Source organism: Streptomyces sp. NPDC007875 (assembly GCF_042868035.1).
Taxonomy (GTDB): domain Bacteria; phylum Actinomycetota; class Actinomycetes; order Streptomycetales; family Streptomycetaceae; genus Streptomyces; species Streptomyces antimycoticus.
The window spans coordinates 30,009-42,146 of sequence record NZ_JBIADZ010000013.1 but is presented as its reverse complement, the minus strand read 5'-3'; the positions used below and the strand labels follow the sequence as shown (position 1 = coordinate 42,146).

Annotated in this window: 9 protein-coding genes; 3 read left to right on the top strand and 6 right to left on the bottom strand. The window is 74.8% G+C overall.

What is annotated here, in order from left to right:
* Positions 1 to 41 precede the first annotated feature (41 nt).
* Together ACFYOY_RS26080 and ACFYOY_RS26075 are read right to left on the bottom strand one after the other, a co-directional pair.
* On the bottom strand, positions 42 to 854 hold the full coding sequence (locus ACFYOY_RS26080; protein WP_351879055.1) for an IclR family transcriptional regulator: 813 nt from the start codon (positions 852 to 854) through the stop codon (positions 42 to 44).
* Between the two features lie 23 nt (positions 855 to 877).
* The gene (locus tag ACFYOY_RS26075; RefSeq protein WP_351879052.1) at positions 878 to 2,059 is read right to left on the bottom strand and encodes a 4-hydroxybenzoate 3-monooxygenase; all 1,182 of its coding nucleotides are present in this window, start codon (positions 2,057 to 2,059) and stop codon (positions 878 to 880) included.
* Between the two features lie 80 nt (positions 2,060 to 2,139).
* On the opposite strand from ACFYOY_RS26075, the gene ACFYOY_RS26070 reads away from it, so the two are divergent.
* Genes ACFYOY_RS26070 through hemQ form a run of 3 tightly spaced genes read left to right on the top strand, consistent with a single transcriptional unit; the run spans position 2,140 to position 6,088 of the window.
* Complete coding sequence (locus ACFYOY_RS26070; RefSeq protein ID WP_388589931.1) at positions 2,140 to 3,882, top strand: IclR family transcriptional regulator C-terminal domain-containing protein; 1,743 nt, start codon at positions 2,140 to 2,142, stop codon at positions 3,880 to 3,882.
* Positions 3,883 to 3,894: 12 nt separating this feature from the next.
* Positions 3,895 to 5,367, top strand: coding sequence for a protoporphyrinogen oxidase (gene hemG / locus ACFYOY_RS26065; protein ID WP_351879046.1), 1,473 nt, complete (start codon positions 3,895 to 3,897; stop codon positions 5,365 to 5,367).
* A gap of 4 nt (positions 5,368 to 5,371) precedes the next feature.
* Positions 5,372 to 6,088, top strand: coding sequence for a hydrogen peroxide-dependent heme synthase (hemQ, locus tag ACFYOY_RS26060; RefSeq protein WP_216347829.1), 717 nt, complete (start codon positions 5,372 to 5,374; stop codon positions 6,086 to 6,088).
* Positions 6,089 to 6,166: 78 nt separating this feature from the next.
* On the opposite strand, the gene ACFYOY_RS26055 is transcribed toward hemQ, so the two are convergent.
* The 4 genes from ACFYOY_RS26055 to ACFYOY_RS26040 form a co-directional block, all read right to left on the bottom strand.
* Positions 6,167 to 8,011, bottom strand: a complete 1,845-nt coding sequence (locus ACFYOY_RS26055) for an alpha/beta hydrolase (protein ID WP_388589928.1) — start codon at positions 8,009 to 8,011, stop codon at positions 6,167 to 6,169.
* Between the two features lie 85 nt (positions 8,012 to 8,096).
* Positions 8,097 to 8,903, bottom strand: coding sequence for a TIGR04222 domain-containing membrane protein (locus tag ACFYOY_RS26050; RefSeq protein ID WP_388589925.1), 807 nt, complete (start codon positions 8,901 to 8,903; stop codon positions 8,097 to 8,099).
* Between the two features lie 689 nt (positions 8,904 to 9,592).
* Entirely contained in the window at positions 9,593 to 10,576 is a 984-nt protein-coding gene (locus tag ACFYOY_RS26045) for a TIGR04222 domain-containing membrane protein (protein WP_351879038.1), read from the bottom strand.
* Positions 10,573 to 11,880: a DUF692 domain-containing protein gene (locus ACFYOY_RS26040; RefSeq protein WP_351879036.1), complete on the bottom strand. Its 1,308-nt coding sequence runs from the start codon at positions 11,878 to 11,880 to the stop codon at positions 10,573 to 10,575. The genes ACFYOY_RS26045 and ACFYOY_RS26040 overlap by 4 nt, the downstream gene beginning before the upstream one ends.
* Between the last annotated feature and the right edge of the window lie 258 nt (positions 11,881 to 12,138).

Below are 12,138 nucleotides of genomic sequence, written 5' to 3'. Positions count from 1 at the left end.
TGGCCGGATATCGGCCGCGGCAAGGCGCGCTCCGGGGTCTTTCACCGACCGGAAGCCTCCGCGGCGGGCTCTTGCCCCAGGGCGGCGGCGAGGGTACGGGAGATGCCGTGGGCGGCAACCCGCACGGCCGGGATCAGCCCCGGGGCCCGCCCCTCCGCGGCCGGCACCACCACCGACAGCGAGGCCACCACCTCCCCGCGCGGTCCGCGCACCGGGGCGGCGATGGACAGCCCGTCCATGGTGATCTGCCGGTCGCTGACCGCGATCCCGGTGCGCCGCACCTCGGCGAGGGCGGCCCGCAGCCGGTGCGGGTCCTGGATGGTCAGCTCGGTGTAGCGGCGCAGCGGGCGGGCGCACACCCGCTCGTACAGCCGTGGCGGCCCGTAGGCGAGCAGCACAAGACCGACGCCGGTCGCGTGCAGCGGCCAGCGGCTGCCGACCCGGGTGCGGACCTGGACCGCCGAGTGTCCCGAGATCAGCTCGACATAGACCACCTCCAGGCCGTCCCGCACGGCGAGCTGGACGTTCTCATGGGTGGCCTCGTACAGGTCCTCCATGAACGGCAGCGCCGCCTCGCGCACCCCGACCCCGCGCGGTGAGAGCGTCGCCACCTCCCACAGCCGCAGCCCGATGTGGTACGCCCCGGTGGCGTCGCGCTCCAGGGCGCCCCAGCGGGTGAGCGAGGCGACCAGCCGGTGCGCGGTGGCCAGCGGCAGCCCGGCGCGCCGGGCGAGGGCGGTGAGGGACAGCGAGCGGTGCGAGGCGTCGAACGCGTCCAGGACCGCCAGCATCCGGCCCGCGACCGAGCGGCCCGCGTCCGGGCTGCCGGTGGCGCGGGAGCCCGGTGGGCTCATGGGGGTGAGCGGGCCCGGGGCGGTCATGACAGCGGGAGGCCGACGTAGTTCTCGGCGAGCTCGGCGGAGGCGGTGGGGGAGGAGGCGATCCGCTCCAGCCGCGCGAGCCGCACCCGGTCCTCGAACGGGCTCTCGTCCGGGCGGCGGTGGAGCGTGTCCGTCATGAAGTACGAGAACCGCTCGGCCTGCCACACCCGGCGCAGACAGGTCTGCGAATAGCCGTCCAGCAGCTCGGCCGAGCCGGTCTCCTGGTGGTGGATCAGCGCACGGGCCAGCGTGATCACGTCGGTGACGGCCAGATTGAGCCCCTTGGCGCCGGTGGGCGGCACGATATGCGCGGCGTCGCCCGCCAGGAAGAGCCGCCCGTGGCGCATCGGCTCCTGGACGAAGCTGCGCATCGGGGTGAGCGAGGTGGCGGTGATCGGGCCGCGCTCCAGCGTCCAGTCCCCGTCGAGGGCGAAGCGGGCCGACAGCTCGTCCCAGATCCGCTCATGGGACCAGTCGCCCGGATCGGTGTCGTTCGGCACCTGGAGGTAGAGCCGGGAGACCTGCGGGGAGCGCATGCTGTGCAGGGCGAAGCCGCGCCGGTGGCGGGCGTAGATCAACTCGTCGCAGGACGGCGCCACATCGGCCAGCACACCGAGCCAGGAGTAGGGGTAGGTGTGCTCGAAGGTGCGGACCCGGTCGGCGGGGAGCGCGCGCCGGGCGATGCCGTGGAAGCCGTCGCAGCCCGCCACATAGTCGCAGGTGAGGGTCTGCTCGCGGCCTCGGTGGCGGAAGCGGATGACGGGCGCGGCGGAGTCCGGCCTCTCGATGGCCAGTGCCTCGGCCTCGAACAGCAGCGAGGGACCGCCCGGCTCCTCCAGCTGAAGCGCGATCAGATCCTTGACGATCTCGGTCTGGGCGTAGACCATCACCGACTTGCCGCCGGTGGCGGAGGGGAAGTCCACGCGGTGGCCGCGGCCCTCGAAGCGCAGCTCGATGCCCTGGTGGGGCAGCCCCTCGCGGTCCAGGCGCCCGCCGGCGCCGCACTCCCGCAGCACATCCACGGTGCCCTGCTCCAGGATCCCGGCCCGCTGGCGCCGCTCGGCATACGCCCGGTCCCGGCTCTCCAGCACCACGCAGTCGATCCCGGCGCGGCGCAGCAGACGGGCGAGCAGCAGTCCGGCGGGCCCGCCGCCGATGATGCCGACGGTCGTGCGCATCACATCGTCCCCTCGCTGTGGTGGTCCAAGCGGCTCGCTACTTGTTCGCTGAGTGAAACTTCGTTCATAATCGGCTGGTGATGAGTCTCAGCCCGGTGCCACCACCTGTCAATGGCCCCGTCGGGCCTCTCGAGCGCGGTCTCGCCGTGCTGCGCGAGCTGACCCGGCTGGCCGCGCACGAGGGGCGGACGACGGTCCGCCCCGGCGATCTCGTCCGCGGCACGGGGCTCGCCCGGTCCGTGGTCGACCGTGTGGTGGGCACCCTCGAACAGCTCGGATACGTGACGCTCGACGGGCGCGACATCGGCCTGTCGGTCCGGCTGATGGAGCTGGGCAACGCGTATCTGGCCGCGAGCGGACTGCCCGCCGCGCTCGGCCCGTTCGCCCAGCGGCTCGCGGACGGGCTGGACGAGTCGGTCTCGGTCGCCGTCCCCGACGGCGACGGGGTGCGCTTCGTCGTCCAGATGACCCGCCGCCGCACCATGTCCCTCGCCTTCCGTATCGGCGATCTGCTGCCCGCCGAGCGCTGTTCCCCCGGCGCGCTCTTCGCCGCCGAGTGGTCCGGGTCCGGCTGGGCCGCCTGGCGCGCCCGCCGCACCGAGGACCCCCTGGACACCTCCTTCCCCGCCGTCCCGCCGCGCCACCGGCCCGCCTCCGACGGCGACTTCGAGGCCCGCGTCAAGGAGGCCGCGCGCGAGGGCTGGGCCGCCGACGACCAGCTGATCGAGCCGGGCCTGGTGGCGGTGTCCGTTCCGGTACGGGACGCCTCGGGCCGTATCGCCTGCGCGGTCAACGTGGTCAGCCACACCAGCCGCCATGACGTGGACTCGTTGCGGGCCGCGGTGCTCGGCTCTCTGGGTGCGGAAGTCCCGGCGATGGAGGCGGCATTGGCGGCCCGGCGGCCACGCCCGGCCGCCGAGCGTGTGTGGGGCACCCCGGGCGGGGCGCCGACGGCCCTGGGCGAGGACCCCGCGCGGATGGCCAAGCGGGAGCTGGGGGCGGGGTTCCTGCAGTCGCTCGCGCGTGGATTGGCCGTCCTGCGGGCGCTGGGCGGGGCGGAGGGCGCGAGTCAGGGCGAGGCCGCCACGGCGGGCGGCGGCCGGGGCGGAGGAATGACGCTCAGCGCCGTCGCGGAGGCCACCGGGCTGGCGCGGGCCACCGCCCGGCGCTCGCTGTTGACCCTCGTCGAGCTGGGGTATGTGGAGGCCGACGGCCGGGTCTTCCGGCCGCTGCCGCGCGTGCTGGAGCTCGGCTACGCCCCCCTCGCCGAGCTCGGCTTCACCGACATCGCCCAGCCGCATATGCGCGAACTGGTCCGCACCGTCCATGAGTCGGCCTCCCTGGCCGTCCTCGACGGCGGCGACATCCGCTATATCGCTCGCGTCCCCACCGTCCGCATCATGAGCGTCAACATCACCATCGGCACCCGCTTCCCCGCCTACGCGACCTCCATGGGCCGGGTGCTGCTCGCGGGCCTGGACGCCGACGCCCGTGCCGCCCAGCTCGCCGGGGTGCGGCCCCGGCCGCTGACCCGGCACACCGTCACCGACGTGCCCGAGCTGGCGCGCGTCGTGGAGCGCGCGGCGGCAGAGGGGCACGCCCTGGTCGACCAGGAGCTGGAGGAGGGGCTGCGGTCGCTCGCCGTGCCGGTACGGGACGCGCGCGGACATGTGGTGGCCGCGCTCAACGTGGCGACCCACGCCGGCCGCGGCACCGCCGAGAGCGCCCGCCGCGAACTCCTCCCGGCGCTGCGCGCCACCGCGGCCCGGATCGAGGCCGACCTGGCGACGGCCTCGGCACATCACGCCCTGGGGGGCGGGTGAGAGAGTGGGGGCATGAGAGCGGCGAACTCCCCGGGGACGGGACGCACCGGCCATGTCGTGGTCATCGGCGGCGGAATCGCGGGCCTCGCGGCGGCTCACCGGCTGCTGGACGGCGGGGCGCGGGTGACGCTCCTGGAGGCGTCGGAACGGCTCGGCGGCAAGCTGCGCGCGGGGGAGATCGAGGGCGTACCCGTCGACCTCGGCGCCGAGTCGATGCTCGCCCGCCGCCCGGAAGGCGTCGAGCTGGCGCGCGCCGTGGGCCTCGCCGACCGGCTGCAGCCGCCCGCGACCGCGACCGCATCCCTCTGGACGCGCGGCGGGCTGCGCCCGATGCCCAAGGGGCATGTGATGGGCGTCCCCGGCGATCTGGCGCCGCTGGCCGCGTCCGGGGTGATCTCGGAGGACGGGCTGGCCCGGATCGCCCGCGACCGGGAGCTGCCGCCCACACCGGTCGGCGAGGACGTGGCGCTCGGCGAGTACCTCGCGGCGCGGCTCGGCCGCGAGGTCGTGGACCGGCTGGTCGAACCGCTGCTGGGCGGGGTGTACGCGGGCGATGTGTACCGCACCTCGATGCGCGCCTCGGTCCCCACCCTCTTTGAGGTGGCCCGCTCCGGCGGCCCGCTGACCGAGGGCGTCCGGGAGCTGGCCGAGCGTGCCGCGCGACGGCAGGACGGCCCGGTGTTCATGGGCATCGACGGCGGGATCGGCCGGCTGCCGCTCGCGGTCGTAGACGCCGTACGGGCCGCGGGCGGCGAGATCCGCACCGGGGCGCCCGTGCGGGAGCTGCGGCGCACCGCCGACGGCTGGACCCTCGCCGTGGACGGCAAGGACGGCCCGCCGGTGGTGACGGCCGACGCCGTGGTGCTGGCGGTCCCCGCGCCCGCCGCCGCCCGGCTGCTGGCCACCGAGGCCCCGGCCGCCTCCACCGAGCTGGCCACCGTCGACTACGCCTCGATGGCGCTGGTCACCATGGCCTTCCGGCGCGACGCGGTCACCGGTGTGGACGCGCTCGCCGAACGGAGCGGCTTCCTGGTGCCGCCGGTCGACGGCCGGACGATCAAGGCGGCGACGTTCTCCAGCCGCAAGTGGGGCTGGCTGAGGGACGCCGGACCCGATCTCTTCGTGCTGCGTACCTCGATCGGGCGGTTTGACGACGAGGTGGATCTGAAGCGGGACGACGCCGACCTGGTAAGGATGTCGCTCGGCGATCTCGGCGAGGCCGTCGGCCTGACGGCCCGGCCCGTCGCGAGCCGGGTGGACCGCTGGGACGGCGGGCTGCCGCAGTACCCGGTGGGCCATCTTGACCGGGTGGCCCGCATCCGCGCCGAGATCGCCAGGGTGCCGGGGCTGGGGGTGTGCGGCGCGCTCTACGACGGAGTGGGCATCCCGGCGTGCGTCGGCAGCGCCCGTAAGGCGGCCGATGAGCTGCTGGGCGGCCTGGCGGCCCCCCTGGAGCCGGGCTCCGGAGCCGGAGAGCGAGAATAGGGCCATGACTGCTGCACCTGAGAAGACTCCCAACGCCGGTAAGAAGGCCAAGGACCTCAACGAGGTCATCCGCTACACCCTGTGGTCGGTGTTCCGGCTGCGCGATGTGCTGCCGGAGGACCGCACCGGCTACGCCGACGAGGTCGAGGAGCTCTTCTCCCAGCTCGCCGCCAAGGACGTCACCGTGCGCGGCACCTACGACGTGTCCGGGCTGCGCGCCGACGCGGACGTCATGATCTGGTGGCACTCGGAGACCTCCGACGCCCTCCAGGAGGCGTACAACCTCTTCCGCCGCACCCGGCTGGGGCGCGCCCTGGAGCCGGTGTGGTCCAACATGGCGCTGCACCGCCCGGCCGAGTTCAACAAGGCTCACATCCCGGCGTTCCTCGCGGACGAGAACCCGCGCGACTACGTCAGCGTGTACCCGTTCGTCCGCTCCTACGACTGGTACCTGCTGCCCGACGAGGACCGCCGCCGGATGCTCGCGGACCACGGCAAGATGGCGCGCGGCTACCCCGATGTGCGCGCCAACACGGTCGCGTCCTTCTCGCTCGGCGACTACGAGTGGATCCTGGCCTTCGAGGCGGACGAGCTGCACCGGATCGTCGACCTGATGCGCCATCTGCGCGCCTCCGAGGCGCGTCGCCATGTGCGCGAGGAGGTGCCGTTCTACACCGGGCGGCGCAAGGCGGTCTCCGAGCTCGTCGCCGGTCTGGCCTGACGCCCTTACGGCGGTCGGGACGGCCTTACGGTCGTCCCGTACGGGGCCCGGCGTGCTTTTACGGCCTCTTGCGGTCCCTTACGGCGTGCCCGGGATCGCGGCCGGCTGCTTGCCCGACTCGGGCAGCGGAGCCGGGGCCGGCAGCGGTGCGGGCTCCGGGCGCGGGGCGCAGGAGGCGGCCCGGCCCGGCGTCCTCCCGGTCAGCAGATACGTGTCCACATGGCGGTTGACGCAGTCGTTCAGCCCGCCCCACACCCCGTGGGTGCCCGCCTTCCGCTCGGTCACCAGCGAGGAGCCGGGCAGCCGGTGCCACAGCTCCTTCGCCCCCGCGTACGGGGTGGCCGCGTCCCGCTCCGCTGAGAGCAGCAGCACCGGCGGCAGCGCGACCCGCCCCGTCCGGGGGCCCACGGCCTCCAAGTGCCCCACGTCGAGGGGACGGCCGGGCTTCAGCGGCCAGAAGGCGCACGGCAGGTTCATCGCCACGTTGTCCCAGGTCTCGAAGGGCGCGCGGCGGGCGAGGGCGGTGTTGTCGCGGTTCCAGGTGACCCAGGCGCGCGGCCAGGGCGCGTCGTTGCACTCCACGGCGGTGTAGACGGCGTTGCCGTTCTCGTCGTCGGCCGCCCGCGCCGGATCGGGCACGGCGAGCGCGATCAGCGGCTCGGAGTCACCGTGCAGATAGGCGGCCAGCGCCCGGGCGGCCGGATCCCAGTAGGCGTCGTTGTAGCCGGTCCGCAGGAACGCACTCTGGAGCTGGGCGGTGCCGACGACCCCGCCCGCCGGCTTGTGCCCCAGCCGCCGCCGCGCCTTCTCGTACGAGGCGAGCACCCGGTCCGCGGTGGTGCCCAGGTGGTAGACGGCGTGGTGCCGGGCGACCCAGCGGCGCCAGTCCCGCCAGCGCCGCTCGAAGGCGACCGACTGGTCGAGGTTGTCGCGGTACCAGATCCGCCAGGGGGCCGGGTTGACCACGCTGTCGAAGACCATCCGGCGCACCCGCCCCGGGAAGAGCGTGGCGTAGACGGCCCCGTAGTACGTGCCGTACGAGGCGCCCACGAAGGTGAGCCGCCGCTGGCCCAGCGCCGCGCGCAGCACCTCCAGATCACGGGCGTTGTTCAGGGTGGTGTAGTGGGCGAGCGCGCGGCCCGCACGGCGCACACAGCCCCGTACATAGGCGCGCGCCCGCGCCACCAGCCGCCGTTTGAAGGCGGCGGTGGGGTGTGGCGGGGAGCTGGTCGGCGCCTTGGCGTAGGCCGACGGCCGCTGGCAGGACAGCGGCGCTGAACGGCCCACGCCCCGTGGGGCGTAGCCGACGAAGTCGTAGGCGGCGGCCACCCGGCGGAAGGCGCCCTCGGCCGCGTACTCGGGGAACGCCATACCGGAGGCACCCGGTCCGCCGGGGTTGTAGACCAGCGCGCCCTGACGCCGGGCCTTGGGGCCGGTGGCCCGGATCCGGCTGACGGCAAGGGTGATGTGCTTGCCGCGCGGACGGGCGTAGTCGAGCGGGACGGAGACCTTTCCGCAGGTGATGGGGGCGGCCAGGGCCTCGGCCCGGGGACACCGGCGGAAGGCGATACCCCGCTCCGCCGCGCGCCGGGCGGCGAGCGCCACCCCGCGCGCCGCGGCCGCGTCACCGGGCGGGGCGGTGGCCGTGGCGGCCGATGCGGGCGAGCCGGACCAGGAATTCCAGGCGGGGGCGACGGGGACGGCGGAGGCCGAACGGGTCGCGGGGGAGGCCGGGGCCGTGAGGGGCGCGCCCGCCGCACCGGCCGGGGCCGTGGCGGACGGGGGGGACGCGGTGGCCGTCGTGGCGGCGATGGTGGTGGACGCGGCGAGCGGGCGGCCGGTGGCGGGCGTCGCGAGCAGTGCGCTCATGGCCAGCGACAGGGACAGCGGGCCGAGGATGCCGTACAGCGCTGCTGCTCTCACTCGCCATCCCTTCGTGTATCGCGCGATGAAAGGGATATTTGGCGCGGCGGATGACCATGTAAAGCACCGGGCCGCGGTGTCGGGGTCAATGACCCCAATGCCCCTTCAGCGCCGCGCGCAGCGCCCGGTCGGGGAGGGCGGCGGTGCCGTGCACCGCGAGCGCGGTGAGCACCTCGCCGTCGTCGTCGTCACCGTCCGGGCCGCCGCCCGAGCGCTGGGCGAGGGTGCGTCGCGGAGGCACGTCGATCCGGCCCAGCAGCCGCTGACCGGCGGGGGAGGCCCACCGCGAGTACGGATGCGCCTCGACCCGGGCGATCAGCAGACAGCTCACCGTCAGCAGCAGCGGCAGCATGAACCACGAGGCCACCGGACCGCGCCCCGCCGGGGGCGGCACCAGCAGCAGCGCGGCGGCCGCCGTCGCCAGCACCAGCGCGCAGGCCGCGCGCACGTGCCGCACCGCGACCGCCACATTCGTACGGGCCGAGGCGGGCACCGCGAGCCCCGCCGCCACCAGCCGGTCGCCCAGTGCCCGCACGGGGGCGGCGGTGGCGAGCGCGGTCCGCACCGGCCGCACCGGGGACTGGCCCTCCGGCCCTATCGCGCTGATCACGGACCGCTCCAGCTCGTCCCGCCCGTCCGGGACCACGACGGTGACCCATCCGGTGTGGACGAGCAGCAGCCGGCGCTCGCGGTACATCGTGACGAGAACCAGATCCCCCACCCGCCGCGGACCGCCGGACAGGAACGCCGCCTCGTACAGATTCAGGCCCTTCGCGTCCGTCGCCGGATCGGGGTCCAGCGGCTGGGCGGCGGCGACCGCCGCCAGGCACAGGCGTGTGCAGCTGACAACCGCCGCGCCCCACGCGACGAGCAGGAAAAGGACCCACAACATGGCCGAGTTCTACTGGACCCGACCGCTGTCGCGCCATCGTTTTCACGATATGAACGACTCGCCCGGACGCACGACTCGCCCGGACGCACGACTCGCCCGGACGCACGGCCCGCCCGGACGTGCGGCTCGTCCTGATCGAGGGCCGCGACCGATCGCGCGGCCTGCCCGAGGGCAGCGACCGATCGCCCGCGACCCGCACGGCCACGACGCGGGAGGCGTTGCCGGGGTCGCTGCGGATCGGTGAGGACGCTTGGCCGATCGGGATCGGCAGTTGGGTGCTGGGCGGTTTCACGGGGCGGCGGCTCGGGCCGGTCGCCCGTACCCGGCGCCCGCTGGTGGCGGACGGGATCGTCATCGTCAGCGGGGACTGGGCGGCTTCATCGGGCGGCGGTTCGGCCTGGCTGCTCGCACCCGGGGCCCTCTGGCGGGTGGTGCGCGGGATGGTCATCGGAGCTGGGAGCTGGGAGCTGGGCGTTTGCACCGGGCTGCGGCTCGGCCCGGCAGAGCTACGACCGACAGCCCGCACCCGGCGCCCGCTGGTCGTGGCGTGCGGGGTCGTCATCGGCACTGTGGGCACCGGGCTGCGGCTGCCGCCAACACGTGGCGCCCGCTGGTGGTTGAAGATGCGCGGCGGACTCTGCCGGGCCTCCCGGGACCCTGGCAGCAACCCGGCCCCGTTGTGCGGCGGCTCAGCTGCCGCCGCCGCATCCTCCGCCCCCGCCGCAGCTCGACCCCGAGGAGCCGCCGCAGGAGGAGCCCCCGCCCCCGCCGCAGGACGAGCCGCCGCACGAGGAGCCTCCGCAACCGGAGCTGCCCCCTCCGCACCACGATCCGCCGCCGGAGTCCGAGGTACCCGAAGACCCCGAGTCGGTCGACGACCCCGGACCGCCCGGCACCTTCTGCGCGTCCAGCAGTTGCTTGCGCAGCAGTGGATCGTCCGTCAGGGCGGCCGCCCCGGTCAGCGCGACGACGACCGCGACGGGGACCGTCGCCGGGTGGCCGACGGACAGGGAGTGCCGCCGCTCGCCGACCCCCGACTCCCTCCGGTACGCCACCAGCGCCCGCTTCCCGGCGGCGGTCAGCCGGCGCTTGGCCGCACCGGCGCAGATTCCGCCGATGAGGAAGCCGGTGAAGAGCGCGGGGGCGATCGCGATGATCAGCGGAAGTCCGCCGTCCGCGATGGAGTCGACGCTCATCATGATGCCCAGGAACATGCCCACCGCGCAGAGCGTGTTCTGCGCCCGTGCCGCGCGCCGCCAGAACCGGAGGGCCTCCGGCCGCACCATCAGTCCGCGCCCCGCCAGCCGGTCGCCGATCGCCTGCACCGCCGCACTGCGCATCAGCTCCCGGCGCAGCCAGTTCAGGGCGCCGTGCGGGGAGCGGGCGCACAGCCGCAGCAGGTCCTCCTCGACCGGGCCGCGCGCGATCGGCTGCCGCACCGAGACCACTCCGGGGTCGCCGATCGCCAGCCGCCCGTCCGCGTACATCGTGCTGATCACGGTGTCCGCCGTCCGGCCCGGCCCGCCCGCCAGGAAGGCGGCCTCCAGCAGGTCGTATGCCCGGGCGTCCACCGGCCCCACGGCCTCCCCGCGCCGGGCCCGGGCCGTGCCGGTGATGAGCACCACCGACGACAGGGCGACGGCCGCGTAGACCAGGATCACCGTCGTGCTCATGCCGCTCGCCGCCCGCTCAGCGCGAGCCGGACCCGGCGGGCCAGGCGCGCCGCCGGATGGGACGCCAGGGGCGCGGGCCCGGACCGCTCCTGCCACCACAGCGTCAGGCGGCGCCGGGCGGCCGGGTCGTCGGGTCGGCCGTCCGCCAGCAGATGCTCGGCGAACGCCAGCGCGTCGCGGCGGTAGCCGCCGGTCATCGGGCGGCCGTCGGCGTACCGCGCGAACGCCGGGCGGTAGCCGGTGCCCAGGATCTCCGGCAGCTCCGGGGCCACCTTGGCGACCACGGACGCCCGCTTGGCCGTCAGTGCCGCGCTCTGCACCCGCAGCCGTCGCAGGTCGAAGCCCTCGGGCGGCGGGGTGCCCCCGACCAGCGCGGACAGCAGCGAGGTCTGGGCGAGCGCCAGCCGCTCACGGACGGCGTCCGGCACGGGAGCCTCGGGCGCGGCGGAGGCCCTCACCGGAGTGCCGGCCGCGCCCGCCGCCCCCGCCGCCGTCACCGCGCGGATCGCCTCCAGCTCGCCCGCCAGCTCCCCGGCCGCCGGGAAGTCCTCGTCGCGCTCCAGCAGTACGCCAGGCGGTGCCGTACGGGCGCACAGCTCGGCGAGGACGTCGAGCACCGGCTGGGTCACCGGATGGGCGTGGCTGTCGTGCCACACCCCGTCCTTCTCCACCCCGCCCGCCACATGGACGTAGGCGATCGCCGACGTGGGCAGCTCGTCCAGCGCCTTGGCCGGGTCCTCGCCCCGGTTGACGTGGTTGGTGTGCAGATTGGCCACGTCGATGAGCAGCCGCACCCCCGTGCGCTCCACGAGCTCGGCCAGGAACTGGCCCTCGGACATCTCCTCGCCGGGCCAGGAGATCAGCGCCGCGATGTTCTCCACCGCGAGCGGCACCGGCAGCGCGTCCTGCGCGATGCGCACGTTCTCGCACAGCACGTCCAGCGCGTCACGGGTCCGCGGCACCGGCAGCAGATGCCCGGCCTCGATGGCCGGTGACGCGGTCAGCGGCCCCCCGGCCCTGACGAACGCGATGTGCTCGGTGACCAGCGGCGAGCCCAGCGCCTCGGCCCGCTCGGCCAGCGCCCGCAGGCGGCCGGGGTCGGGCCGCTCGGCTCCCCCGAGGCCGAGCGACACCCCGTGCGGGACCACCGTGGTCCCGCGCTCGCGCAGCCGCCGGAGCGCGTCCGGCACATGGTCGGGGCAGATGTTCTCCGCCACCACCTCGACCCAGTCGATGCCGGGCAGTCGCGCGATGTCGTCGGCGATCTCCGGCCGCCAGCCGATTCCGGTACCGAGGCGCACCATGGCTCCCCCTCCTCGTTCCGTACCGCGTCCCCCGCGGTGTTGTTCTCGCGTGCTGGGGTGATGACCCCGTAGAAGGAGGACGAATCCCCCGCCCCCGTGGTTCAGAGCTTCATTTGAGCTTCGCAGCATCGCGCCGGAGGGGAGTCCGCGGGGCCGTCGGCAGGGGTGGTCCGGGCGGTGCGAAAGGTCACCGGGTGGGTGGTGTCGCTGAATATGGTCACTGTTACAAAAAATTGGGGCCCTGTGGCGACAGACGTT

Coding starts and splice junctions, on each gene's coding strand:
- ACFYOY_RS26040 (WP_351879036.1), bottom strand. CDS start 11,880: ATGGTGCGCCTCGGTACCGGAATCGGCTGGCGGCCGGAGATCGCCGAC.
- ACFYOY_RS26070 (WP_388589931.1), top strand. CDS start 2,140: ATGAGTCTCAGCCCGGTGCCACCACCTGTCAATGGCCCCGTCGGGCCT.
- ACFYOY_RS26045 (WP_351879038.1), bottom strand. CDS start 10,576: ATGAGCACGACGGTGATCCTGGTCTACGCGGCCGTCGCCCTGTCGTCG.
- hemQ (WP_216347829.1), top strand. CDS start 5,372: ATGACTGCTGCACCTGAGAAGACTCCCAACGCCGGTAAGAAGGCCAAG.
- ACFYOY_RS26080 (WP_351879055.1), bottom strand. CDS start 854: ATGAGCCCACCGGGCTCCCGCGCCACCGGCAGCCCGGACGCGGGCCGC.
- hemG (WP_351879046.1), top strand. CDS start 3,895: ATGAGAGCGGCGAACTCCCCGGGGACGGGACGCACCGGCCATGTCGTG.
- ACFYOY_RS26075 (WP_351879052.1), bottom strand. CDS start 2,059: ATGCGCACGACCGTCGGCATCATCGGCGGCGGGCCCGCCGGACTGCTG.
- ACFYOY_RS26050 (WP_388589925.1), bottom strand. CDS start 8,903: ATGTTGTGGGTCCTTTTCCTGCTCGTCGCGTGGGGCGCGGCGGTTGTC.